The 23,535-nt window shown below is 68.3% G+C and carries 24 protein-coding genes; 10 read left to right on the plus strand and 14 right to left on the minus strand.

What is annotated here, in order from left to right; translation table 11 throughout:
- Positions 1–5: 5 nt before the first annotated feature.
- From ABZV40_RS16980 to ABZV40_RS16995, 4 genes are all read right to left on the minus strand, one after another.
- Positions 6–839, minus strand: a complete 834-nt coding sequence (locus ABZV40_RS16980; protein WP_355441611.1) for a carbohydrate ABC transporter permease — start codon at positions 837–839, stop codon at positions 6–8.
- On the minus strand, positions 836–1,693 hold the full coding sequence (locus ABZV40_RS16985; protein ID WP_355441613.1) for a sugar ABC transporter permease: 858 nt from the start codon (positions 1,691–1,693) through the stop codon (positions 836–838). The genes ABZV40_RS16980 and ABZV40_RS16985 overlap by 4 nt, the downstream gene beginning before the upstream one ends.
- Positions 1,694–3,022: an extracellular solute-binding protein gene (locus ABZV40_RS16990; protein WP_355441616.1), complete on the minus strand. Its 1,329-nt coding sequence runs from the start codon at positions 3,020–3,022 to the stop codon at positions 1,694–1,696.
- A 103-nt stretch (positions 3,023–3,125) separates the two neighbouring features.
- Positions 3,126–4,109: a LacI family DNA-binding transcriptional regulator gene (locus ABZV40_RS16995; protein ID WP_355441619.1), complete on the minus strand. Its 984-nt coding sequence runs from the start codon at positions 4,107–4,109 to the stop codon at positions 3,126–3,128.
- A gap of 121 nt (positions 4,110–4,230) precedes the next feature.
- Here ABZV40_RS16995 and ABZV40_RS17000 point away from each other — a divergent pair, with 121 nt between their 5' ends.
- Positions 4,231–4,362, plus strand: coding sequence for a hypothetical protein (locus tag ABZV40_RS17000; protein WP_355441622.1), 132 nt, complete (start codon positions 4,231–4,233; stop codon positions 4,360–4,362).
- Between the two features lie 81 nt (positions 4,363–4,443).
- On the opposite strand, the gene ABZV40_RS17005 is transcribed toward ABZV40_RS17000, so the two are convergent.
- Positions 4,444–5,574, minus strand: a complete 1,131-nt coding sequence (locus tag ABZV40_RS17005; protein ID WP_355441625.1) for a hypothetical protein — start codon at positions 5,572–5,574, stop codon at positions 4,444–4,446.
- Between the two features lie 94 nt (positions 5,575–5,668).
- Positions 5,669–6,466, minus strand: a complete 798-nt coding sequence (locus ABZV40_RS17010) for an FCD domain-containing protein (RefSeq protein ID WP_355441628.1) — start codon at positions 6,464–6,466, stop codon at positions 5,669–5,671.
- A gap of 156 nt (positions 6,467–6,622) precedes the next feature.
- Here ABZV40_RS17010 and ABZV40_RS17015 point away from each other — a divergent pair, with 156 nt between their 5' ends.
- The 3 genes from ABZV40_RS17015 to ABZV40_RS17025 all read left to right on the plus strand — a co-directional run bounded on the left by ABZV40_RS17015 (position 6,623) and on the right by ABZV40_RS17025 (position 10,000).
- Positions 6,623–6,775, plus strand: a complete 153-nt coding sequence (locus ABZV40_RS17015) for a hypothetical protein (protein WP_355441631.1) — start codon at positions 6,623–6,625, stop codon at positions 6,773–6,775.
- 254 nt (positions 6,776–7,029) lie between these two features.
- Positions 7,030–8,202: an HEXXH motif-containing putative peptide modification protein gene (locus ABZV40_RS17020; protein WP_355441634.1), complete on the plus strand. Its 1,173-nt coding sequence runs from the start codon at positions 7,030–7,032 to the stop codon at positions 8,200–8,202.
- A gap of 1,174 nt (positions 8,203–9,376) precedes the next feature.
- On the plus strand, positions 9,377–10,000 hold the full coding sequence (locus ABZV40_RS17025) for an LPXTG cell wall anchor domain-containing protein (protein WP_355441637.1): 624 nt from the start codon (positions 9,377–9,379) through the stop codon (positions 9,998–10,000).
- On the opposite strand, the gene ABZV40_RS17030 is transcribed toward ABZV40_RS17025, so the two are convergent.
- Positions 9,997–10,782 carry an aminoglycoside phosphotransferase family protein gene (locus tag ABZV40_RS17030; protein WP_355441639.1) on the minus strand — a complete coding sequence of 262 codons (786 nt, stop codon included), beginning with the start codon at positions 10,780–10,782 and terminating at the stop codon, positions 9,997–9,999. The genes ABZV40_RS17025 and ABZV40_RS17030 overlap by 4 nt on opposite strands.
- A gap of 16 nt (positions 10,783–10,798) precedes the next feature.
- Complete coding sequence (locus tag ABZV40_RS17035; RefSeq protein ID WP_355441989.1) at positions 10,799–11,305, minus strand: DUF305 domain-containing protein; 507 nt, start codon at positions 11,303–11,305, stop codon at positions 10,799–10,801.
- 142 nt (positions 11,306–11,447) lie between these two features.
- Here ABZV40_RS17035 and ctaD point away from each other — a divergent pair, with 142 nt between their 5' ends.
- The 6 genes from ctaD to ABZV40_RS17065 all read left to right on the plus strand — a co-directional run bounded on the left by ctaD (position 11,448) and on the right by ABZV40_RS17065 (position 17,872).
- Positions 11,448–13,235 carry a cytochrome c oxidase subunit I gene (ctaD, locus tag ABZV40_RS17040; protein ID WP_355441642.1) on the plus strand — a complete coding sequence of 596 codons (1,788 nt, stop codon included), beginning with the start codon at positions 11,448–11,450 and terminating at the stop codon, positions 13,233–13,235.
- Positions 13,236–13,316: 81 nt separating this feature from the next.
- On the plus strand, positions 13,317–14,531 hold the full coding sequence (serB, locus tag ABZV40_RS17045; RefSeq protein ID WP_355441645.1) for a phosphoserine phosphatase SerB: 1,215 nt from the start codon (positions 13,317–13,319) through the stop codon (positions 14,529–14,531).
- Complete coding sequence (locus ABZV40_RS17050) at positions 14,531–15,208, plus strand: peptidyl-tRNA hydrolase (protein ID WP_355441648.1); 678 nt, start codon at positions 14,531–14,533, stop codon at positions 15,206–15,208. The genes serB and ABZV40_RS17050 overlap by 1 nt, the downstream gene beginning before the upstream one ends.
- Before the next feature lie 30 nt (positions 15,209–15,238).
- Positions 15,239–16,618 (plus strand): phospholipase D family protein, encoded by a 1,380-nt coding sequence (locus tag ABZV40_RS17055; protein ID WP_355441651.1) that lies wholly within the window; start codon positions 15,239–15,241, stop codon positions 16,616–16,618.
- A gap of 22 nt (positions 16,619–16,640) precedes the next feature.
- On the plus strand, positions 16,641–17,207 hold the full coding sequence (locus tag ABZV40_RS17060) for a VOC family protein (RefSeq protein WP_355441653.1): 567 nt from the start codon (positions 16,641–16,643) through the stop codon (positions 17,205–17,207).
- Positions 17,208–17,275: 68 nt separating this feature from the next.
- A complete protein-coding gene (locus tag ABZV40_RS17065) occupies positions 17,276–17,872 on the plus strand; it encodes a hypothetical protein (protein WP_355441655.1) in 597 nt (198 codons plus the stop codon).
- On the opposite strand, the gene ABZV40_RS17070 is transcribed toward ABZV40_RS17065, so the two are convergent.
- The 6 genes from ABZV40_RS17070 to ABZV40_RS17095 all read right to left on the minus strand — a co-directional run bounded on the left by ABZV40_RS17070 (position 17,841) and on the right by ABZV40_RS17095 (position 23,535).
- Entirely contained in the window at positions 17,841–19,844 is a 2,004-nt protein-coding gene (locus ABZV40_RS17070; RefSeq protein WP_355441659.1) for an ATP-dependent DNA helicase, read from the minus strand. The genes ABZV40_RS17065 and ABZV40_RS17070 overlap by 32 nt on opposite strands.
- 36 nt (positions 19,845–19,880) lie before the next feature.
- Positions 19,881–20,363, minus strand: a complete 483-nt coding sequence (locus ABZV40_RS17075; protein WP_355441662.1) for a TIGR04222 domain-containing membrane protein — start codon at positions 20,361–20,363, stop codon at positions 19,881–19,883.
- On the minus strand, positions 20,360–21,025 hold the full coding sequence (locus tag ABZV40_RS17080; RefSeq protein ID WP_355441665.1) for a hypothetical protein: 666 nt from the start codon (positions 21,023–21,025) through the stop codon (positions 20,360–20,362). The genes ABZV40_RS17075 and ABZV40_RS17080 overlap by 4 nt, the downstream gene beginning before the upstream one ends.
- A 17-nt stretch (positions 21,026–21,042) precedes the next feature.
- Positions 21,043–21,411: a hypothetical protein gene (locus tag ABZV40_RS17085; RefSeq protein ID WP_355441668.1), complete on the minus strand. Its 369-nt coding sequence runs from the start codon at positions 21,409–21,411 to the stop codon at positions 21,043–21,045.
- 146 nt (positions 21,412–21,557) lie between these two features.
- Positions 21,558–22,130, minus strand: coding sequence for a biotin transporter BioY (locus ABZV40_RS17090; protein WP_355441670.1), 573 nt, complete (start codon positions 22,128–22,130; stop codon positions 21,558–21,560).
- Positions 22,131–22,218: 88 nt separating this feature from the next.
- Positions 22,219–23,535, minus strand: a complete 1,317-nt coding sequence (locus ABZV40_RS17095) for a glycosyltransferase (RefSeq protein ID WP_355441992.1) — start codon at positions 23,533–23,535, stop codon at positions 22,219–22,221.

Genomic DNA, 23,535 nt, shown 5'->3' on the forward strand with positions numbered 1-23,535 from the left:
TCCTTTCAGCCTTTCACGCCGCCCGCGGTGAGCCCCGCGAGGATGTGCCGCTGGAACGCGAGGAACAGCGCGACCATCGGCAGGCTCGCCAGCACGAGGCCCGCGAGCAGGAGGTTGATCGGGGTGTCGGGGGCGAAGCGCTGCAGCGCCACGCTGAGCGTCTGCTTCGCCGGGTCTGGAAACACGAGCAGCGGCCAGATGAAGTCCTTCCACGCCGCCACGACCGCGAAGATCGAGACGACGGCGAGAACGGGCCGTGAGATCGGCAGCACGATCCGGACCAGCGTCGTCCACGTGCCCGCTCCGTCGATCCTGGCCGCCTCCAGCAGCTCCTCGGGGATCTGGTCGAAGAACCGCTTGAGCAGGTAGACGTTCAGCGCGTTGGCCGCGGCCGGCAACCAGATGCCCGCCGGGTTGTCGAGCAGGCCGAGGTCGGTGAGCGTGAGGTACACCGGCACCAGCACCGCCGTCGAGGGCAGCATCAGCGTGGCCAGCATCAGGCCCATGACCACGTTGCCTCCCCACGGCCTCAGCTTGGAGAGGGCGTAGGCCGCGGGCACGATCACGGCCATCTGCACCGCCCACGCGCCGATCGCGACGACGAACGTGTTGAGGAAGAACCGGCCGAGGTCCATGTAGTTCCACGCGTTGACGTACGCGCCGGGTTCCCACGTTCGCGGCAGGATCGTCGGTGGCTGCTGTGCGAGCTCCGCCGGTGGTTTGAACGCGCCGAGCAGCACCCAGACCAGCGGCAGCAGGAACGCCGCGGTGAACACGATCAGCGTGAGGGCGAGAACGACCCAGTAGGCCTTGCTGCCCGGTCTCGTCAGCGTCCTCATGCGTCGGCCTTCCGGGTGATCCTGAGGTAGAGGAAGGAGAAGACGCCCAGCACCGCGAACAGGATGAGGCTCAGCGCGCTCGCGGTGCCGAAGTCGTTGTAGTAGAAGGCGTACCGGTAGAGCAGGAGCAGCACGGTGACCGTCGACTCCTCCGGCCCGCCGCCGGTCATGACGAACGGCTCGGTGAAGATCTGCATGGTCGCCACGACCTGCAGCAGCAACAGCATGAGGATCACGAACTTGGTCTGCGGGATCGTGACGTGCCAGATCTTCTTCCCGATGCCGGCACCGTCCAGCTCCGCGGCCTCGTACAGCTCACCCGGGATGGTCTGCAGCGCGGCCAGGTAGATCAGCGTGGCCGAGCCCATGTTCGCCCACGTGATCACCAGGACCAGGCTGATCATGCTGGTGCTGCTGGAGTCGAGCCACTGCAGCGCCGGAAGTCCGAGTCCTCTGAGGACGGAGTTGAACAACCCCGGTCCCGGGTCGTAGAACCACTTCCACAGCAGGGCCGTGACCACCGGCGGCAGCATCACCGGCAGGTAGACCAGCAACCGGAAGTAGCCCTTGGCGTGCCGCAGCTCGTTGAGCACCACGGCGGTGATGAACGGGACACCGAACCCGATGAGCAGCGCCAGGACCGTGAAGTACGCCGTGTTGCGCCACGCCACCACGAACAACGGGTCCGCGAAGAGCCGCTCGAAGTTCTCCCAGCCCACCCAGTCGGGGTTCGTGACGAAGTTGACCTGCTGGAAGCTCAGGACCACTCCGCGCACGACCGGCCACCAGGAGAACACCGCGAAGACGACCAGCGCGGCACTCAGAAAGCCGTACGCGGTGACGTGGCGCCGCACTCACTTCACCTGCGCCAGCACGGCGTTGACCTTCGTCTCGGCGTCCTTGAGCAACGCCGCGTGGTCAGCGTCCTCGTTCGTCAGCACGGCCTGCACGACGCTGTCCAGGATCGCGTAGACCTGTTGCGCCTGCGGCGGTTCGAGCGTGCCCCTGGTCTGCTCCGAACCGTCCACATAGGCCTGGAAGTTCCGCACCGGCATGGTGGCGTACTTGCCCTTGAGCTCTTCCTGCTTCTTGCGCGGCTCACCGGTCCAGATGTCGGCGATCGGCGGGATCGGCAGGCCGACGGGCTGCCCGCGGTCCTTGTACTTCTGCAGGTTCGTCTCGAGCCGGTCGGGGTTCAGGTACTTCCACTGGATCCACTGCAGCCCGGCCTTGATCTTCTCCGGCGTGGCCTTGGGGTTGATCATGTACCCCTCGCCGCCGAGCAACGTGCCCTTCTGCCCGGGAATCGCGGCCAGCCCGTAGTCCTCGTACTTGCCGTTGAACTGGTTGACGATCGCGGCGACGTTGTCCGGTGCGGCGAGGTACATGCCGAGCTGCCCGGCGCCCATCATGTTCTGCACGTCGCCGATCTCCAGGAGCTGCTTCTCGCCCATGGAGCCGTCGTCCCAGCGCATCTCCCTGAGGCGCCGCAGGACTTCCCTGCCCTTGTCGTTGTTGAAGTCGGCTTTGAAGGTGCTGCCGTCCTTGCGCGCGATGTCACCGCCGACGGACTTCATCCACGTGGTGAAGTGCCAGCCGCCCTGGTTGCTCTTGCTGTACTCGGCGAAGCCGGTGACGCCGGCGTCCTTGAGCTTCCTGGCGGCGGCCCGGACCTCGTCCCACGTCTTCGGCGGCCGGTCGGGGTCCAGCCCGGCCTTGGCGAAGTTCGTGCGACTGTAGAGCAGCCCCATCGTGTAGTTGGCCGTGGGCAGCCCGTAGACCTTGCCGTCGACCGTGAAGACGTCCTTGAGCTCCTGCTTGAGGTCGCCGTAGTACTTGACGTCCTTGACGTAGCCGGTGAGGTCGGCGGCCTGTTTCCTGGCGATGAGCGCCGCCGGATCGGTGAAGTAGACGTAGAAGACGTCCTCCAGCTGCCCGCCCGCGAGCTTCGCGGAGAACGTCTTCGGGTCCATGAACCCCTCGTGCGGCACGAGGTCGATGTCCGGGTGTTCCTTCTCGAACTCCGCCACGTCCTCGTCGAAGACCTTGCGGTCGAACGCCTGCGTCTGCGGCGGCTGGCCGTTGATGTTGACGACGACCTTGCCGCCCGCCTCGTTCGTGGAACCGCTCCCACAGCCGGCGACCAGGACACAGCCCAGCAGCACGGCAGCGGACTTCTTCATGGTGGGGCCGCCCTTCTCGCGAGCGCGTCGATGTGACGGCGACCATAAGTCGTCGTTACATCTGAACGCAATATCTAGACGAAAACTCGCAAGAAGCCGACTACTACCGAGCGGGTGCTGTGGAGGCCCTCACCACCAGTTCCGGCTCGAACAGCAGCTCGTCCGGCGCCACCGCGTTGCCGGAGATCTGGTTGGCCAGCAGCTCGACCGCGGCCCGCCCCATCGCCTCGATCGGCTGCCGGACCGTGGTGAGAGGCGGATCCGTGCAGGTCATGAACGCCGAGTCGTCGTACCCGATGATCGACACGTCCTTCGGCACGTCCAACCCGGCCCTGCGCACGGCCCTGATCGCCCCCAACGCCAACGGGTCGCTCGCGCAGATGATCGCCGTGACACCTCGCTGGACGAGCTTGGTCGCCGCCGCCTGGCCGCCTTCGAGCGAGAACATGGCGTGCTCGACCTCCGCCCCGCCCTGCCGGCCGATGGCCTCCAGCTTGCGCTGACTGGGAACGTGGTCCGGCGGCCCCAGCACCGCCCCGATCCTGCGGTGCCCCAGCGACACCAGATGTCCGTACGCCTGCTCGACCGCCACCGCGTCATCACACGACACCCGCGGAAACGCCAGGTCGTCGATGGCCGCGTTGACCAGCACCGCAGGCAGCTTGCGCGACATCATCTGCTGGTAGTGCCCGTGACTGGCGTCCTTCTGCGCGTACAGCCCGCCCGCGAACACGATCCCGCTGACGTGCTGCTCCAGCAGCAGTTCCAGGTACTCCGCCTCGGTCACGCCCCCTGCCGTGCGGGTGCAGAGAACCGGCGTGAAGCCCCTTTGCGCCAACGCGTTGCCCACGACGTCCGCGAACGCGGGGAAGATCGGGTTCTGCAGCTCGGGCAACACCAGCCCCACCAGCCGTGCCCGCTCACCCCGCAGCTGCGTCGGCCGCTCGTATCCCAGCACGTCAAGCGCGGTGAGCACGGCACTGCGCGTGGCGTCCGAGACGCCCGGCTTGCCGTTCAGCACCCGGCTGACGGTGGCCTCGCTGACCCCGACCTTGGCCGCGACCTCGGCCAGCCTCCGTTGCGTCATGGCGCAAGTGTACGCAAATTCTTGCGTTCGCTTGCAGTCCGACGCTCACCCTCTCGGAAGGCGCTGCCGGGCAGAGGCCTTGGATACGCTCCAATGTCACCGCAGGCGAGGGGAGACCGCGATGGCCGCCGATCCAGCTCAGCCCGTTCCCGCTCCTCGGCTCCCCGAACCGTCGCAGCCGGTAATCCCGGTGGAGTTCTTCCGTCGCATGCCGAACGGCGGCGGCACGGTCTACGTGCGGCCCACCGACTGATCAAATGCCATGCGGTCACACGTGCTCGTCTGCTTCGGCTGGACAGGTGGGTGGTGCAGGCAGGGTGCCGTCGTGGTTTGACTAGCTCATCGCTTCCCGCCACAGCAGCGCCACCCCGTGTCCCGGCAACAACCACGACCGCACGTCCAGGTCGCGGAGCTCGCCGGCCTCCAGCCACTGCGCGGACGCCGTCGCAGATCGGAACGTGAAGGGCATGACGCGGAACTCGTGCCTGGGCGACTGGTCGACGGCGAGGCCGGTGGCGTCGAAGCTGATGGTGTCCACGAAGGACGGATAGGGAGACTGCCAGTAGCAGAAACCGTCGTTGGTGCGCTGCAAGGTGCGCGACCACACGGTGAGTCCCCGGATCGCGCGCACCACGTGGTCGTCGGCGATGCCGTTGAGGTCGCACTCGAAGATCCGCAGGTCGCTCATGTGGTCGAGAGGACTGAGCTTGCCCAACGGGCCCGTGGACTCGCGGAAGAAGGTCAGGTAGTTGCTCCACTGGTCGAACCTCACCTCGACCGGCGGGATCTGGCTCGGTTCGGCCGAGCGGCGCTGGCCTTCGTGGTCGAGGTAGTCGATGGCGATCTGGGTGGAGTGGCGCAGGTCGTCGACGGAGTCGAGGAACAGCGACGAGTCGGGGATGAAGTAGAGCTCGAACAACGGGTAGCGGCAGGCGGCGCTGATGGTGTCGCGCAGCGTGGCGTTGGAGGTGGCGAAGATGACGAAGCGGTCGGCGGGGACGCTGTTGCGGAACTGGTACCGCTGGGTCGTCATCAGGTGGTACGTCTTCGTGTCGATGCCCTGAAGTTCGAGCTTGACCGTGGTGCCGGTGCTGATCGTCAAGTCGTCGCCGCGCGGACGCATGCCGTCGCCGCCGAGGACACCTGCCACCACGTCGTCGTTCGCGGCGTTCGGGCCGTAGACGGACGAGAGGAACGTGCGCAGCACTTCGGACGGCAGCAGGTGTTCGACGATGCTCGGTCCGGAGATCCGGCCCAGTTCCGCGACGAGGCGCTTGTGCAGGAACAGTTCGTAAACGCCGACAAGAAAACCCCCCAATGCCGGTAACGGCCAGAGCACCACCAGCGCGTCGTGCAGCACGCTTCGCGAAGTGGGTTGCCAGAGCAGCACGACGGTCAGATCGACGGCTGCGACGGCCGACAACAGGATCGCGACGGCCAGCGCTTGTTTGTGCCTGCGCGCCATCACCACCTGGTCGCCGCCCCCTCAATCCACCGGTTGTCCATACATGGTGGGAGTGATGAGGGGTCAGCGCCAGCCCCTTTCGGTCAATGCCGCATCAGCGGGGCTTGTTCCAGATCGGGTTGTCCGACACCCCGACGTAGGTGCTCAGGGTGGCTCGTGGCTTCACGTCGTCGGTGGCGAGGTCGTTGTACAGACCCAGCAGATGCGTGGTCATGGCGCTCTTCGCACCCACCTCGTCGTGCCTGCGCAAGAACCAGATGACCTGCTCGTGCTCGTTCGCCGAGCGGTTGTGCACCTCGCGGGACGGGTGCGCGTGACGCTTGCAGTCCTGCAGGCCGGGGACGAGTGCCAGGTACATCTGTTCCAGCAGTTCGTTGTGGCCGGCGCGGATCACCGCCGAGTGGAACTCCTCGTCGGAGTCGATGACCTCCTGCACGTCCTCGACGGATGCCCGCTGGTAACGGTGGTTCAGCTTGGCCAGTTCGTCGAGCTCGCCGTCGCCGGCGCGAACGGCCGCGAGGCTCGCCGCCGTGGTCTCCAGCGCGATGCGCACCTCCAGCAGATCCGTCTGCGAGAACTGCTTGGCCGCAAGCCTGCCCTCCAGATGCTCCTCGACGGCGGCGAGGTCGGTGCGACGCACGTACCAGCCGAGTCCGCGGCGCACCTCGACGATGCCCTGGAGCTGAAGTCGCTGCAGGGCTGTACGCAGCGAGGAGCGCGCGACATCCAGTTTCCGGGCCAGTTCCGGCTCGGTGGGGAGGCGGTCGCCGGCTTTGAGAGTGCCGCCGATGATCTGCTCGCGGAGTTTCTGCTCGATCAGCTCCGGGAGAGGGCGTCGCGAATCGGGCGAGAGCGACCAGCTCTCGCCGGGATGTGCGTCGTCGACGGGCATTGGTTCAGTCTAGGCCTATCGCAGTCTGGTTGCAACTTGTCTGGCAACCTGGCGACCGTTGACAGACAACCTACAACGCGAGATTCTTCTACCAGGCGAGACGCCCAGGACCGCCCACACCTGGGAGCCGTACTCGCCTAGTCGGGAGGGAACGAGATGTCCACAGGGAGTGCACTCGGAATCGCCGCCGCCGTAGCTGTCGCCGTCACGGCGATCGGATGGCGCACCGTGCTCACGATGGTCGCTGTCTCCGTCGTCGCGCTGGCCGTCGTCGGCTTCGTGAACGTCACCAGCATCATTTTCGGCTGATGCGAATCCGCAGATGAGCAGTAACAACGGTGCCCGGACCGCTCTCCCGCTCGCGGTCCGGGCACCGGCATTTCGGGGGTTGGGCTGTAACGCCGGTCACTGGGGTCAGTAGAGTTGCGCCGCATCAGGGCTCCGCCGCTGTCGATGGGGCCGTGACTCCATGGCGTCGGGGGACGTGAGTACGGAGTCTTTCAGTGATGAGTTCGCCTGTTGCGAGCCCACATGCATTGCATGCGGCGATCGCACCTGCGGTCGTGTTGGTCGACGAACGGCGCACGCTCTACCGGCTCGCGGCCGATGTGCTCGCACCCGGCACGGGGTTGTCGGACAACCTTCTCGATCATCCGATCGTCCGCTACGAGATCGGCAGGGCCCTGGCTGGGCACGGTGGTCTGGAACCCGCGTTGCTGCACCGGGCCGCCGGCCTGCGCGTGCGGGATGCCGGTGTCGCCCTGGCGGCGGATCCGCAGGCCGCGGACCTGCTCGAAGCGCCGTTGCGGATCATCGCTCCGCCGGGCACGTCTCCGCGGCCGCTCACGGAGGCGGACGGGGCGCGGTTCGAGGCCGTGGTCACGATCGTGACCGAGGGCGTCCGCCTGTTTCGGCAGCTGGCGCCCGAGATGGCGGTGGACCTGCTCGCTCACGTCTCGATGCTCGCAGTGCTCAGGGCGGAGACGTCCGGCGGTGTGGTGTCGGCGTCGTCGCGGTACGTGCCGGGCATCGTGCTGATCGACGAGCCCTCCACCCCGATGGAGGTCGCGGAGGCTCTCGTGCACGAGGGTGCGCACGAGAAGTTCTTCGACCTGGCGATCACGCGTGAGTTCCTCGACGTCTACGCCGAGGACGTCGAGTACTTCGAGAATTCGTGGTCGCACGCTCGGTGGCCGCTGGAACAGACCTTCGCGGCGTGGCACGCCTACAGTTGCCTCGCCCAGTTCTCCACCGTCTGCCAAGGTCAACACCTCGGGCCGATCTCCTTGCTGCCGAAGGCGCGGGAACGGGCTGACGAAATCGGTCGCTGGCTGCTCGAGCACGAGCACGACCTTCGCGCGGACGCGCGCTGGTTGTTGCACGCGATGAGCGGTGACGGCGGAGCACCGGATCGAAGTGGTGTGGACACCTCGGTCACGTCCGAGGTCCGCGAAGGCGACCGGTTCCGCGTGGTTCCAGGGATCAGGTTCCGGCGTGCCGCTTCCGGACGCGTAGTGGTCGCTCGAGCGGGGCAGCCACCTGAGGTCTTCTGGCTCGGCGTCGAGGCGGGCTGGCTCGTGGACCGCCTGGGCCACGATGGTCTGGTGCAGTCCTTCGATGCCGTTGCCGCGAAGGCGGCCGCGGACTGGCAGGTCGATCCGTCCACTGCGGAGGCACGCCTGCGGATCGCTCTCGGTCCGCTCATCGCCAACCTGATCGTCGAGAGGGCCTCATGAGAACGAACTTCACGTCAAGAGGGCGCTGATGACCAGCCTGAACCAGCCTTTTCCTCAGTCGCGGCCCTTGCCGGCCGTCGGAGTCCAGCCCCGTCTGCCACCGGGCAGGGGGCCGGTGACGGGAAGGCCGGTCGTACCGGTCGACTGGTTCAGGCGCATGCCGCAGGGTGGCACTGTCCACATGCGAAAACTTGGGGCCGATTCTCCCGGCGCCTGGTTCGTCGTGCCCTGAGCAACGTCCGGTGATGACAGCGGCAAGGACGTAGGGTCCTGACTGCCTTGGCTGGGAGTGCTGCTCACGCTCGGTCGGCTGTGGAAGAACCGCAGAACAAGCCACCCTCGGTGACTTGTGCAGAAATTTTTCCGATAGGCAGGGCGAATGCGTGGAAGTATTTCCGTAACGCTTGTACTGCATATGTGCTGCCCAGCGGAACATGGGTCTGCCGCGGGGCGCAGCCACAGCGGCGTGGTACTCGCTCACCCCGTTGGGTGGCCTGGCGTCACCTGCCTGACCCCCGCGCGTTACAAACCGGTATATCCCCAGGTGAGCAGGGGTTGTGGTCCGATGTAGACTCACGCATCCCGCAGTGCTGGGATGCGTGTCGACTCTCCAGTTGCACGGCGGTTCGTCGGGCTCGATACCTTCTGCCTCGACGCATGCACAGGCCGTGTTCCGGGGCAGTGCGTCACGCTGAATGACCACTTTCGGCCCGAGGTCGCACTGCAGGCATCCGGGAAAGGGAAATGCCCGGTCTGTTGGTGCCTTCTCGGGCTTCCCGTCGTCGAGAAGGAATCATGACCACCCCGAACCAGCCCCTTCGCCGGTCACAGTCCCCCCGCGGTGCCGGCGTTTCCGTTCCCCCTCTCCCTACCGGGGCGGGCCCGGTGATCGGTCAGCCGGTCACCTCCGTTGACTGGTTCCGGCGCATGCCGAACGGTGGCACGGTTTTCCTGCGACCTGCTGATGCTGGGCAGAACGACTGAGTCGAGCGCTCGGCTTGTGTCGCCGAAGGGGCCGGTTCGCCGGCCCCTTCGGCGTTCGGTCGTTCGGGACTCAACTTCACGGCCGCATAACAACTGGGCCACAGGGCGTACCTGAGACCAGCCGTTCACCCGTTAGGGCGACGTCGATGGTCTTAGATCTCGGCATCCCGCCGATCCCCCTGGAGAACAGATGGCCCTGTCCAGACCGCTCGCCGCCCTCGCCGCCACGTCGTTCGCCCTGGTCGCGCTCAACGCCACCGCCCACGCCGGTGGCGACCTGGAGTCCGGTGACTCCCGCGCCTCCGTGCACGACAAGAACGTCACCACGTGTGAGGCCGCTGGGCTGCCCGGCAAGACCATCGCGTCGGCCGACGTCAAGGCGTCCGTCGACGGCAGCAACACCTACATCGACGTCCTGGACCACACCGGTATCACCGCTGTCGTGGTCAAGGGCGGGGACGCGTACAACGTCTACCTCGCGGACGCGCTCAGCGGAGGGTGGACCGGCCTGCACTCGCCGCTCAACCCCAACGGCAAGCCCGCGCAGATCAGCCACTGGTTCGCGTGCGGTGGGACGACCGAGCAGCCGCCTCCCACGAAGGAGCAGCCGCCGACCACGACCACCGCGACGTCGACGACCTCGTCCGCTGCGGCCACCCCGGCCACGTCGGTGACCACCTCGACGGCCGCCGCCGCCGGTTCGCGGGAGCTGGCGTCCACCGGGTTCGGGTCTGCCTGGTTGCTCGGCCTCGGCTCGGCGCTCCTGGCCGCCGGTGCGGCCGTGCTCCTGGTGCTGCGCAGGCGGCGCGCCTAGGAGTTCTTGATCAGCTCAGCCCACAGCGTGCCGAAGAGCATGCGGGTTTCGACGTGGAACGCCACGTCCGCAGGGGCCGCCCCGCCGCCGTAGATCTCCACGGTGCGTTGGGCGGCCTCTGTCTTTGCGGCGCACGCCAGGTCCCAGGCGACCGGGCCGCGCCAGGTGTCCTCGAAGTCGTTCCACACCGGACCGGTGGCGGTCATCAGCAGGTTGCCGGGGTGCGAGTCGCCGTGCAAGGGCTGGACGTCGTGGTAGTGCGCGTCCCAGCGGGCCATCAGTTCCGTGCGGCGTTCACGGAACGGGTCCAGGTCGTCGACGCCAATGCGTTCCAGGTAGGCGAGCGTGTTGTCGATGTCGTCGAGAGGGCCGCGGGTGGGCAGCGGGCCCTCGTACCGGCGCAGCTCGGCGTGCAGGTCGGGCAGCAGCTCGAGGACGTCGGCGCGGGTCAGCGTGAGGTCGGGGTCGTGTGGGACATGGGTGCTGAAGGACAAGACGAACCCGTCGGCCACGTGAGGGCCGGCGGGCAGTTCGGCGGAGGGCGTGACGACTGGCACGCCGCGCGCGTCGAGGAACGCCGACACGGCCAGGTCGCGGGCGAAGTGCGAGCTCACGGACGGGCGGACCAGGGCCGTGCGCGCGGCGATCCGGGCCACGACCGGGGCCGGGCGCAGGTGCACGAGGACGTTGCTGCCGTTCTTCAGGACGACGGGATCCGTACACGTCACGCCGTGCCTGGCCGCCAACGACACGGCGGCGCGCACGGCTGCTGAGGGGCTCACGGCGAAGAGGCTGGCATCAGCCTTGGGGGAGGAGCGACTCCATTTCGGCGATCTCCTTCTCCTGGTGCGTGACGACTTCCTGGGCCAGCGTGCGGGCCGCCGGGTCGGTGCCCGCGGCGAGGTGCGTGCGCGCCATCTCCACGGCGCCGCGGTGGTGCAGGATCATCAGGGAGAGCCACTTGCGGTCGAACTCGGTGCCGGAGAGGTCGGCGAGGTTGCCGAGGTCGACCATGCCGTGCGGCTCGGAGTGCCCGTGTGAGGAATGCGACGACGCCTTGACGGGCGCGTTCCACGCCTTCAGCCAGCCGTTCATGCGGTCGATCTCCGGCTTCTGGGCCTTCGAGATGCGTGCGGCCAGGTCGATCACCTCGGGGTTCTCCGTGCGGGAGGCGACGAGGCGGCTCATCTCCAGCGCCTGCTCGTGGTGCGGGACCATGGCCTGGGCGAACGCGACGTCCGCGGAGTTGTGCGTGGCGGGACTGCCGCAGGCGGACAGCAACAGGACAGAAGCGGCAGCGAGCATTCGGAGCACGGCGGCAGGATACGTGTGACGTGCGCTACGCCCCTGGCCACCGGCCATGGCCCACCCGAATGGAGCTGATCGGCTCCGTCTAATATCCGGTGAGTTTCCCGAACGACTGGTCCCACCAAGGCCTGGAGGCACCGTGACGGCCGTAGCCCCGCAGCCGATCGCAACGCGTCCTTATCCGACGCGCACTGCGGTCAAGGGGTCCTTCCTGCTGCGGATGTTCCGCACCACGGACCACAAGCAGATCGGCATCCTGTACCTGGTCACCTCGTTCGCCTTCTTCATGGTGGGCGGCGCGATGGCCATGCTGATGCGGACCGAGCTGGCCCGTCCCGGCATGCAGTTCCTCAGCCAGGAGCAGTTCAACCAGCTCTTCACGATGCACGGCACCGTGATGCTGCTGCTGTACGCGACGCCCATCGTGTTCGGCTTCGCGAACTTCGTGCTGCCGCTGCAGATCGGTTCGCCCGACGTGGCGTTCCCGCGTCTGAACGCGTTCTCGTACTGGCTGTACCTCTTCGGCGGCCTGATCGTGATGTCCGGCTTCATCACCCCCGGTGGTGCGGCTGACTTCGGCTGGTTCGCCTACACCCCGCTGAGCAACGCCATCCACTCGCCCGGCGTCGGCGCCGACCTGTGGATCTCCGGTCTGGTGATCGGTGGTCTCGGCACCATCCTCGGTGCGGTCAACATGATCACCACGGTGGTCTGCCTGCGCGCGCCCGGCATGACGATGTTCCGCATGCCGATCTTCACCTGGAACATCCTGGTGACGTCGGTGCTGGTGCTGCTCGCGTTCCCGATCCTCACCGCGGCGCTGCTCGGCCTGCTCGCCGACCGGCATCTGCACGCCCACGTGTTCGACCCCGCCAACGGCGGCGTGATCCTGTGGCAGCACCTGTTCTGGTTCTTCGGTCACCCCGAGGTCTACATCGTCGCGCTGCCGTTCTTCGGCATCGTGTCGGAGATCTTCCCGGTGTTCAGCCGCAAGCCGATCTTCGGCTACAACGGCCTGGTCTACGCGACGCTCGGCATCGCGGCCCTGTCCGTCGCCGTGTGGGCGCACCACATGTACGCGACCGGCGCCGTGCTGCTGCCGTTCTTCGCCTTCATGACGTTCCTCATCGCGGTCCCGACCGGTGTGAAGTTCTTCAACTGGATCGGCACGATGTGGAAGGGCCAGCTGACGTTCGAGACGCCGATGCTGTTCTCGATCGGCTTCATCGTCACGTTCCTCTTCGGTGGCCTCTCCGGCATCCTGCTGGCCGCGCCCGCGATCGACTTCCACGTGTCGGACACGTACTTCGTCGTCGCGCACTTCCACTACGTGCTCTACGGCACGATCGTGTTCGCGACCTTCGCCGGCATCTACTTCTGGTTCCCGAAGATCACCGGCCGGTTCCTCGACGAGCCGCTCGGCAAGCTGCACTTCTGGACGACGTTCATCGGCTTCCACGCGACCTTCCTCGTCCAGCACTGGCTGGGCAACGAGGGCATGCCGCGCCGGTACGCCGACTACCTGGCGTCCGACGGCTTCACGACGCTCAACATGATCTCGACGATCGGTGCCTACATCCTGGGCGCGTCGACGCTGCCGTTCATCTGGAACATCTTCCGGAGCTACCGCTTCGGTGAGGTCGTGACGGTGGACGACCCGTGGGGCTACGGCAACTCGCTGGAGTGGGCCACCTCGTCCCCGCCGCCGCGGCACAACTTCACCGAGCTGCCCCGGATCCGTTCCGAGCGCCCGGCGTTCGAGCTGCACTACCCGCACATGGTCGAGCGCATCCGCAACGAGGGTCACGTGACCTTCACCGGCAAGGCGATCTCGCACAAGGACGCCAAGCCCGCTCCCTCGGAGCTCGCGGCTTCCGCCATCAAGTCGGGTACGGCCTCCGAGAAGGACGACTCGGACCACAAGTAACCTGCCAATACAGGTTCAACGACGAGCCCCGGCTGCTGCGATGCTGCCGGGGCTCTTCGCGTCTTAAGAGGAGACGACCACGTGAAAACGCCCGTGCTCATCACCGTGACCGGCCCCGACAAGCCCGGTGTCTCCTCGGTGCTCTTCGCCGTGCTGACCAGGCACGGAGTCGAGGTGCTCGACGTGGAGCAGGTGGTGATCAGGGGTCGGCTGGTGCTCGGCGCGCTGGTCGCGACCGACCACGACCCGGAGGGCCTGCAGGAGTCGGTCGAGCAGGCCATGGCCACCGTGTCGATGCAGGTCGAGATCGAGATCGGTGCCGACTCGAAGCGCACCGCGCGCCTGGAGTCGTCGCACGTGCTGATCGTGCTGGGGCGCCCGGTGACGGCGAAGGCGTTCACCGAGGTCGCGCGCCGGTTGGCGTCGCTGGGTGTGAACATCGACGCGATCCGCGGTGTCGCCGACTACCCCGTCACGGGCCTTGAGCTGCGCGTTTCGGTCGCCGACGACACGATGGAGAACGACGCGGAGCTGCGTTCGGCGCTGGCCGACGTGTCGGTGCGGGTGGGCCTGGACATCGCGGTCGAGCGGGCCGGTCTGACCCGGCGGGCCAAGCGGCTGGTCGTGTTCGACGTCGACTCCACGCTCATCCAGGGCGAGGTGATCGAAATGCTGGCCGCGCACGTCGGGTGCGAGGAGCAGGTGCGCGAGATCACCGACGCAGCGATGCGCGGCGAGCTCGACTTCGCCGAGTCGCTGCGGCGCCGGGTCGCACTGCTGGAGGGCCTCGACGCGAAGGTGCTGGACGAGGTCGGTGCCTCGCTGGAGCTCACGCCAGGGGCGCGCACGACGATCCGGACGCTCAAGCGCCTCGGCTTCTACTGCGGTGTCGTGTCCGGTGGCTTCACGTCCGTCATCACGGGCCTCGCCGACGAGCTGCAGCTGGACTTCTGCGCGGCGAACGAGCTGGAGATCGTGGACGGCAAGCTGACCGGCAAGGTCGTCGGCGAGATCGTCGACCGGCCGGGCAAGGCCGTGGCGCTGCGCCGGTTCGCCGAGGAGGTCGGCGTGTCACTCGCGCAGTGCGTGGCGGTGGGGGACGGTGCGAACGACATCGACATGCTGAGCGCGGCCGGTCTGGGCATCGCGTTCAACGCCAAGCCGGCGCTGCGCGAGGTGGCCGACGCCGCGCTGTCGCACCCGTTCCTGGACGCCGTGCTGTTCATCCTCGGCGTCACGAGGGCCGAGGTGGAGGCCGCGGACGCCGCGGACGGCCTGGAGCTGACCCGGCTGTGATGATCCTCGACCTGATCGCCTCCCGGAACTACGCGGAGGAGTCCGAAGTCCGTGCGATGCCGATGGTGTTGCGCATCGAACGGACGTCGCCGCCCGGCAGGACGGCGTTGCTGGAGGCCGCGGCCGCGTCGGCGGTCGCGGTGTGCCTCGACCCGCGTGCCGACGTCGGCGGCGAGTGGCACGAGGCCGTGCGCGCGTGGGTGGCGGGACGGATCCGCAAGGTGTCGCGGCGGGCCCGTGGCGTGCAGTGGGAGGCCGTGCAGGAGCTGCCGGGCGTGACGATCACGGTCGACGGCGCCTCGGTCCGCTCGCTGCTGCCGGTGCTGGTGTCCGAGACGCCGCGCGAGGTCGCGAAGCTGCAGATCTCCGGCTCCGACCTGCCCTTGGACGAGCCGGGGCCGGTGCCGGCCGGGGCACGGCTGCTGTACGTGAACCCGCGCGTCGAGATGTCCGCGGGCAAGCTCGCGGCCCAGGTCGGGCACGCGTCGATGTTGCTGGCGCCGCGGTTGTCCACTGACGAGCTGAAGGCCTGGGCGGAGCTCGACTACCGCTGTGCCGTGCGCACGCCTTCCGCGGCCGAGTGGGACTCGCTGATCCAGCGCGAAGACGTCGTGGCCGTGCGGGACGCGGGCTTCACCGAGGTCGAGCCGGGCACCACCACGGTACTGGCTGTTTGAGATCGGACTGATCGGGTAAATCCCCGGCTCGTGGGTTTACTCGACGTGCTCGACGCGCGGCTCGGTGACGGGCTGGAGAAGGTGCTGTGCACGCACCACACCCGAAGACTGCGACGGCTCGGGTGGGGTGAGGTGCTGGACGGCAGTGGCGCGGGGTGGTTCACCCCGCGCCGGCCTGTCCAGCACGGCAACTCGATCGAGGTCCTGGTCGACGGCGCGAACGCGTTTCCCGTTGTGGCGAAGGCGATCGAGGGCGCGCAGAAGTACGTCCACATCGCCAACTGGCACGCCTCACCGGACTTCCAGCTGACCCGCGAGCCGGGTGCGCCGCAGTTGCGCGAGCTGCTTTCCGCTGCGGCGGAACGGGTTCCGGTGCGCGTGCTGCTGTGGGCGGGCCCGCCCGTGCCGTTCTTCGAACCGACGCGCAAGCGCGCTTCGGCGGCGCTGCGGGCGTTCCAGGAGTGCGGCGCGATCCGGTGCGAGCTCGACGCGCGGGAGCGGACCCTGCACTGCCACCACGAAAAGGTCGTGATCGTCGACGACGTGGCGTTCGTCGGCGGCCTCGACATGACCGCCGTCGAGGGCGACCGCCACGACTCGCCGGAGCACCCGCCGCGCGACCTCGGCTGGCACGACCACATCGCCAAGCTGGAGGGCCCGGTCGTGGCGGAGGTGGCGGGACACTTCGCCGCGCGGTGGCTGGAGATCGCGGGCGAGACGCTGCCCGCGCCCGAGGTCCCGCCGGAGGCCGGGTCGTCGTCCGTGCAGCTGGTGCGCACGGTCCCGGAGAACACCTACGACTTCGCGCCGCACGGCGACTTCAGCCTGCTCGACTCGTACCTGCGGGCGCTGCGGTCGGCCACGTCGCTCATCTACCTGGAGAACCAGTTCCTGTGGTCGCCGGAGATCACCGAGGTGCTGCTGGCCAAGCTCGCCGATCCGCCGACGCCCGAGTTCCGCATCGTGCTGCTGTTGCCGCAGAAGCCCAGCAACGGTGCCGACACCACCCGCGGCCAGCTGGGCCGTCTCCTCGACGCGGACTCCGAAGGGAGGGTCGTCGCTGCAACGCTCGTCGCACACGGCGATGCTCCGATCTACGTGCACGCCAAGCTGTCCATTGTGGATGACAAGTGGATGTCGGTCGGTTCCGCGAACCTGAACGAGCACTCGTTGTTCAACGACACCGAGGTCAACGTGGTGACCGACGACGCCGACGTCGTGCGCGCCACTCGGTTGCGGCTCTGGGCGGAACACCTGGAGGCGGACGTCTTCGGACCGGTGCACGAGGTCGTGGACCACGTGTGGCGGCCTGCTCTGGAACGCCCGGCGCGGATCACGTCGCTGCCGGGGGTGTCCCGGCGTGCCGGAAGGTTGCAAGGACCGTTACGCGGATTGCTGGTCGACGGCTGATCCTGAGGTCTAGTTTGGCGACGTGGCCAACGAGGTGACGATCCCGCTGCTGCCGTGCGCCTCCATCGACGAGGTGGCCGAGTTCTACGTGATGCTCGGGTTCACGGTCGTGTACCGGCAGTACCGGCCCAGCGCGTACCTCTCGGTGCGGCGTGAGGAGATCAACCTCCACTTCTTCGGCCTTCCCGGCTACGACCCCTCGTCGTCCTGCAGCTCGTGCTTGATCCAGGTGGAGGATCCGCGGGAGCTGTACGAGGCGTTCGCGTACGGCATGCGTGCGGTTTACGGGAAGGTGCTGGTGTCGGGCATTCCGCGGATGACCCGGCCGCGGCGCGACGGGTTCCTGGTGGTCGACCCCGGCGGCAACTGGATCCGGGTGGTGCCGGCGGTGCCGGAGCCCGTGCGGAACGGGCTGACGCGGGCGTTGCGCAACGCCGTGACGCTGGCCGGGTCGCACGGGGCGGAGCGGCAGGCGTTGAAGATCCTCGAAGGGGCGCTGGCGCGGGAGGTGCACGCTTCGGAGGACGAGCGGGCGGAGGCGCTGGAGTTCCGCGACGAGCTTCTGGAACGGCTCGGTTTACACGGCTGACGGTTCTGCTGTTCGCTCGAGCAAATTGCTCGGTGTCGTTTCGACCGGACCGGGCTTAGCTTCGGGCGGTGGCGAACGAACTGACCATTCCGCTCCTGCCCTGTCCCGACATCGACGAGATCGCGTCGTTCTACGAGATGCTCGGCTTCTCGACCACCTACCGGCAGACGCGGCCGAACCCGTACATCGCGGTACGGCGTGAAGACATCAACCTGCACTTCTACGGAATGGCCGGTCACGTCCCGGAGCAGTCGCACAGCACGTGCCTGGTCATCGTGCAGGACACGAGCGAGCTGTTCGAAGTCTTCGCCGAAGGCATGCGGGCCGTGCACGGGAAGCTGCTCATCTCCGGCATTCCGCGGATGACCCGGCCACGGCTGCGCAACGACAGGTACACCGGGTTCACCGTCATCGATCCCGGTGGCAACTGGATCCGGATCAACAAGGCCGCGAAGGAGCCCGAGGCGACGTCCAAGCTCGCCAAGGCGATGGAGAACGCCGCTCGGCAGGCCGACGCGCACGGTGACGAGCGGCAGGCGCTGAAGATCCTCGAAGGCGCGCTGAAGCGGGCCGACGCGGCTGACCCGGCGGCGGAGGAGGCTCGGCAGTACCGGGACGAGCTGCTCGAACGGATCAGCGGGTCTGGGCGGCGTCCAGGCGCTTGAGGGCGGCGCGCACCACCTCGGGGTCGTACGTCGTCCAGAACGGGGGGAGTGAGGCCCTGAGAAAGCCGCCGTAGCGGGCCGTGGCCAGCCGGGGATCCAGGACGGCCACCACGCCCTTGTCCGACATCGAGCGCAGCAACCGGCCGGCGCCCTGGGCCAGCAGCAGGGCGGCGTGCGTGGCGGCGACGGTCAGGAAGCCGTTGCCGCCACGCGAGTTCACGGCCTTCTGGCGCGCGGAGGCCAGCGGGTCGTCCGGGCGCGGGAACGGGATCCGGTCCATGATCACGAGCTGCAGACTGGGACCGGGCACGTCGACGCCCTGCCACAGCGACAGGGTGCCGAACAGGCAGGTGCGCTCGTCCTCGGAGAACTTCTTGACCAGCAGGCCCGTCGCGTCGTCGCCCTGGCAGAGGATCGGGTGGTCGAGCTTGTCGCGCAACGCGTCCGTGGCCGCCTTGGCCGCCCGCGTCGACGAGAACAGCCCCAGCGCCCTGCCGCCGGCCGCGTTCACCAGGCCCTCGATCTCGTCGAGGTACTCCGGCGGCAGCCCGTCCCGTCCCGGCTGCGGCAGATGCCTTGCCACGTAGAGGATTCCGCTCGACGCGTGCTGGAACGGCGACCCGACGTCGAGTCCCGTCCACTTAGGACCGTCCATGTCCTTGTCCGTGGCCGCGCCCTCGATCTTGCGGACCTTCTCCGACGGCGGCAGGCCCCACTGGCGCGCCATCGTGTCGAACGCGCCGCCCAGCGTGAGCGTCGCCGACGTCAGCACCGTCGTGCGCTTGGCGAACAGCCGCTCCCGCAACAGCCCGCCGACACCCAGCGGCGCGACCCGCAGCACCGGCGCCTTCTGGTTGAAGTCGCCCGACACCCACACGACGTCGTGCTCCTCGCTGAACGCGTCGAGGATCCGCACCGCGCAGTCGTGCACCTCTTCGAGCAACGACAGCGCGAGCTTGCGCGCCGTCGCCCCCTCGACGTCCTCCTTGCGCTCCGGCCCCATCGCCGACACGCAGTTGTGCGCCGCGTCGCGCGTCGCCGCCAGCGCACCGGCCAGCGCGCGGGGCAGCGCGTCGAGCCGGCCGGACGGCATGTCCTCCAGGATCATCGCCAGCCCGTCGCTCGCCTCGGCGAGCCGGTCCGCGACGTCCTGGTCGATCAACCGGCCGCACCGCCGCGCGGCCATCGCCACCGACGCCCCGCTCAGCTCCTCCGTGGCCACCGACGTGACGCGGTCGACGAGGTCGTGCGCCTCGTCGATCACCACCACGTCGTGGTCCGGCAGCACCTGGTAACCCTCCAACGCGTCGATGGCGAGCATCGCGTGGTTCGTGACCACCACGTCCGCCTTGCCCGCCTGCGCCCGCGCCTTCTCGGCGAAGCAGTCGGACCCGATCGGGCACTTCGACACGCCCAGGCACTCACGTGCCGTGACCGACACCTGCCGCCACGCCTGCTCGCTGACCCCCGGCACCAGCTCGTCGCGGTCGCCGGTCTCGGTGTCCGACGACCACTCGTGCAGCCGCTTCACCTCGCGCCCGAGCCGCGACACCGCGAACGGGTCGAACAGCCCGGCCTCCTCCGGCTCGTCGGGCGCGCCGTTGTGCACGCGGTGCATGCACAGGTAGTTGCGCCGTCCCTTGAGGATGGCGAACGTGGGCTCCCGTCCGAGGTCGGACTTCAACGCCTTGGCCAGCCGCGGCAGGTCGCGGTCCACCAGCTGCCGCTGCAGGGCGATCGTGGCCGTGGAGACCACCACCGTCTCGTCCTCGGCCACCGCGTGCCTGATCGACGGCACCAGGTACGCGAGCGACTTGCCCGTGCCGGTCCCCGCCTGCACCGCGAGGTGCTCGCCCGTGCGGATCGCGCGGTCGACGGCCTCGGCCATCTCCACCTGGCCAGGGCGCTCCGCACCACCGACGGCGCGGACGGCGGTCTCGAGCAGGCTCAGCGAGGGGGGAACTTCAGGCACGGGACAGACCGTACCCGGAGGGTCCGACAGTCCCGGTCAGGCATCGCGGTGGTGCTCCGGCAGCGTCCTGACGATCTCAGGTGTCAGACCGAACAACCTGGCGACCGAGAACACACCCACCCTCCCTCGCAGGCCGTGGAACGCGACCGCGACGACCCGGTCGTGCCGGGCCGAGGGCTCGGCCAGGGTCACCGCCTCGCGTCCGGCCTTCGTCCGGTCCCCCTCCCCGCGCAGCAGACCGCGCTCGATCAAGCGCGCGTGCAGCTCGGTGGCCAAGGGGCTCTCCGCCGCGTCCCCCACGACCTCGTGCAGATGCCGTCCACCCGCTCGCACGTCGTTGAGGACGTGGAGTTGCAGCGGTGTCATGGCACCGAAGCCGGGCCGATCGCGGGCGGTCATCAGGCCGTCGCCGGAGACTCGGATCAGATCGACGTCCAGCAGCCTGGCCAGCGCCACCTCCGCGGCGCGAGCCGGGCCGCCGATGAGGCAGCCGACCTCTTCCGGTGAAGCGCTGGTCACGGTATCGCCACGTCCGCGAGGATGCGGTCGAACAGCTCGATCGCCAGGGCGATGTGGTCGTTCGTGAGCGTCACGTCCTCGCCTCGCCGTGCCGCCACCAGGTCGGAGATCGGCAGGTCGGGCCAGCGAGCCGCCGCGAGCTCGCCCGCGCGCGACTTGCTCACGATCTCGCCCGTCCGGATCGTGTGCCACAGCCGCGCCGGTCCCAGCCCGACCCACAGCAGGACGTCGCGCGCCACCGGCTTGTCGGCTGGACGGGACGGCAGGGCCTCGCGAGCTTGGTCGAAGTCGGGCTTCCAGTAGCTGACGAGGTTGTCCCGGCAGTACGCCTCGACCTCTGCGGCCGTGCCCGGACACGAAGGCCGTGCGCCGCGCACGGTCTGACCAACGGTCCGCAGCTGCTGCCACAGCACCGGGGTGACCGCACCGGCCAACGGCGTCACCTCGGACACCGGCTTCTCCAACGCCCCGGCGAGCACCACCGCGACGTCCGCACCGTCGACAGCGGGCAGCTCGGCAGGTGACGACAGCTCGATCACGACGTCGAGATCGGAGTCGGCCACGACGTCGTCCAGCACGCGCGAGCCGTAGACGTGCGCGCCCACCACGAGACCGGGCAGGCGCGCATCGAGCAACGACAGGTACTCCCCAGGTGTGATCACCTGGTCCAAGCTACCGATCAGCTGATGCGGCAGGTCTTGGTGCTGCCGTCCCGCAGGCTCGGCTCCAGGTAGCACCACCTGGTGGACGGGGCCTGGCTCGACGCGTCAGGCTTGTATGAGATCTGCACCGAATGGCCGATGGACCACCACCAGCCACCCTGAAGGCCGCAACCGCCCGCCCACACGGAGCTGTAGCTGTCCATCCCCGTCCATTGGCCGTGCTGGTTGCGTCCGTCGATCGCGACGCCCATGCGCCTTCCGGTGTCGTTGCAGATCTCGACCTGCACCGACGGCTCCGAGGCGTTGGCCGCCGGCGGTGCGACGACACCGGCGAGAGCGACTGAGCCCAGCACAGCCGCGACGATCCTGAGCCCTGGACGGACCATTGATCTCTCCTTGGTTCAGCTGCGGGGCCACGACGCGGCCCCGCGGTTGCCGAACCAGTCAAATGCGACAGCGGACACGAAGTCCACGCGCGGAGTGGGAGTTCCTCGGTGTCAGAGGGGGATTCCGAGGGTTTCGGGAACCGCCCTCAGCGACGGCGGACGAGCGCCCAGGCCCCCGGCAGCACGCCCGCGGCCAGTGCGATCTTCAGCGCGTCGCCGAGCAGGAACGGCATCACCCCGACGGCAACGGCCTTCGACAGCGACATCCCCGTCACGACCATCAGCCACGGCACACCGACGGCGTAGATCGTCAGGTTGCCCAGCGCCATCGTGCCCACGACGCGCAACGGGGTGCGGTCACCACCACGTCCGGCAAGGGCGCCCACGAGCGCACCCGCGAACACGAAGCCCACCACGTACCCCAGCGACACCGGAGCGCCCGACGACCCGCCCTGGAACCACGGCACGCCCGCGACGCCCGCGATCAGGTACAGCAGCATCGAGGTCGCGCCGCGCTGCCAACCCAGAGCGGCGCCGACGAGAAGCGCGGCGAACGTCTGGCCGGTCAACGGCACCGGGCTGCCCGGGATCGGCAGCGACACCTGGGCGGCGAGACCGGTGAGCGCGGCACCGGCCACCACCAGGGTCAGGTCGCGGACGAGTGCGCCCGGCACGAAGTCGGCGAGCACGGTGCGACGGGGCGCGAGTGCGAGCGTCATTTTCCCTCCCTGGCGGAATAGGTGAGTGAACCGAGGTTAACCAGGGCGGCTCGGGAACGTCTTTGTCCGATGTCCACAAAGTGACAGGTCACACATCAACAGCGACGAGGCCTCGCTCGGTGTTACGCCGGGTCTTGGTCCAGCCGTTGTGGCCGCGCACCAGGCGGATCAGCGCGCGCCACGACGTGATGTAGAAGGTGTAGATGTACAGCGCGTAGCCGAGTCCGTACCCGATGGACCTCCAGAAGCCCACGGGCACACAACGTGCGCGATACACCGGTCCCCACAGGACGAACGGCAACAGTCCGAACGCGCCGTACACGGTGAAGAGGATCCACGCGCCGTCGAAGAACCACGTCACGACCTCGGCGGGCGACACCACGAACCGGTAAGCCATCAAGGCCATCGGGATCGGGTAGATCAGCGTGCCCAGCAGCTGCATCCACGGTTGCGCGAGGTAGTACATCATCTCGGCCGCACCCAGCGTGGTGAGGTGCTCGGAGTCCCAGATCCGCCGGAGGTAACGCATGCACTGCATGGTTCCCTGGCCCCACCGCGTGCGTTGGGCGAGGAAGCGGCGCAACGAGTACAGCGCCTCCTGGTTCACGTGCGTGTCCAACGAGAAGCCCGTGTGCCAGCCCGCGGTCAACAGGTGCACGCCGAGCTCGAAGTCCTCCAGCAGCGAACCGCGCCACGGGCTGCCGGTCGGCCCGGCGATCGAGTCCAAAGCGGACAGACGGGTGAACTGACCGTTGCCGCCCATGGAGATCGTGCCGGTGGCGCCGCGCGACATCTGGATCGCCGCGATGGCGGTGCGGAACTCCAGGTCCTGCATCCGCACCAACCCGGCACCGAACGCCCTGCGCCACCACGACACGCCCGGTTGCCGCTGGCCCGCGTTGATCATCCGCACGTCCACCTGCACGGCCCCGATCCGCGGGTTGCCGAAGAGGTGTTGTGCCGCACAGACTTCCAGGCAGTTCGGTGCCGGACGGCCGTCCGCGTCCACCACGACGACGATCGCGCGGTCGGCGTCCGCACGCCGGCCCATCCACATCTTCAACGTCCGGTACGCGTCGTTCAACGCGTTGCCCTTGCCGGTGCGGGCGTACGGGCGTTGGCGCTGCACGAGGTGGATGTGCGGGTCACGCACTCCGCCGTTGCGCTTCAACGTCCGCACGACGCCGGCGGTGCGGTCGTCGGAGTCGTCGTCGATGACCCACACGTGCGCGATGGGGAACGTCGTCCGCAGATACCTGATCGTGTCACCGATGACGGCTTCCTCGTCGCGGCACGGCACGAAGAAGTGCCACTCCAGCGATGAAGGCTCACCGACGGGCGCGGGCTTGCGCCGCAGGTACGGCACCACGATCACGAGCACGTACGTCACGAAGGCGACGCTCAT

Origin of the sequence: Lentzea sp. NPDC004782, assembly GCF_040609115.1 — a bacterium.
GTDB lineage: Bacteria > Actinomycetota > Actinomycetes > Mycobacteriales > Pseudonocardiaceae > Lentzea.

What these genes read in the sequence shown, in the direction of transcription:
- ABZV40_RS16980 (WP_355441611.1), bottom strand. Translation starts at nt 839, where the DNA reads ATGAGGACGCTGACGAGACCGGGCAGCAAGGCCTACTGGGTCGTTCTC.
- ABZV40_RS16990 (WP_355441616.1), bottom strand. Translation starts at nt 3,022, where the DNA reads ATGAAGAAGTCCGCTGCCGTGCTGCTGGGCTGTGTCCTGGTCGCCGGC.
- ABZV40_RS16995 (WP_355441619.1), bottom strand. Translation starts at nt 4,109, where the DNA reads ATGACGCAACGGAGGCTGGCCGAGGTCGCGGCCAAGGTCGGGGTCAGC.
- ABZV40_RS17000 (WP_355441622.1), top strand. Translation starts at nt 4,231, where the DNA reads ATGGCCGCCGATCCAGCTCAGCCCGTTCCCGCTCCTCGGCTCCCCGAA.
- ABZV40_RS17005 (WP_355441625.1), bottom strand. Translation starts at nt 5,574, where the DNA reads ATGGCGCGCAGGCACAAACAAGCGCTGGCCGTCGCGATCCTGTTGTCG.
- ABZV40_RS17010 (WP_355441628.1), bottom strand. Translation starts at nt 6,466, where the DNA reads ATGCCCGTCGACGACGCACATCCCGGCGAGAGCTGGTCGCTCTCGCCC.
- ABZV40_RS17015 (WP_355441631.1), top strand. Translation starts at nt 6,623, where the DNA reads ATGTCCACAGGGAGTGCACTCGGAATCGCCGCCGCCGTAGCTGTCGCC.
- ABZV40_RS17025 (WP_355441637.1), top strand. Translation starts at nt 9,377, where the DNA reads ATGGCCCTGTCCAGACCGCTCGCCGCCCTCGCCGCCACGTCGTTCGCC.
- ABZV40_RS17035 (WP_355441989.1), bottom strand. Translation starts at nt 11,305, where the DNA reads ATGCTCGCTGCCGCTTCTGTCCTGTTGCTGTCCGCCTGCGGCAGTCCC.
- ABZV40_RS17050 (WP_355441648.1), top strand. Translation starts at nt 14,531, where the DNA reads ATGATCCTCGACCTGATCGCCTCCCGGAACTACGCGGAGGAGTCCGAA.
- ABZV40_RS17085 (WP_355441668.1), bottom strand. Translation starts at nt 21,411, where the DNA reads ATGGTCCGTCCAGGGCTCAGGATCGTCGCGGCTGTGCTGGGCTCAGTC.
- ABZV40_RS17090 (WP_355441670.1), bottom strand. Translation starts at nt 22,130, where the DNA reads ATGACGCTCGCACTCGCGCCCCGTCGCACCGTGCTCGCCGACTTCGTG.
- ABZV40_RS17095 (WP_355441992.1), bottom strand. Translation starts at nt 23,535, where the DNA reads ATGAGCGTCGCCTTCGTGACGTACGTGCTCGTGATCGTGGTGCCGTAC.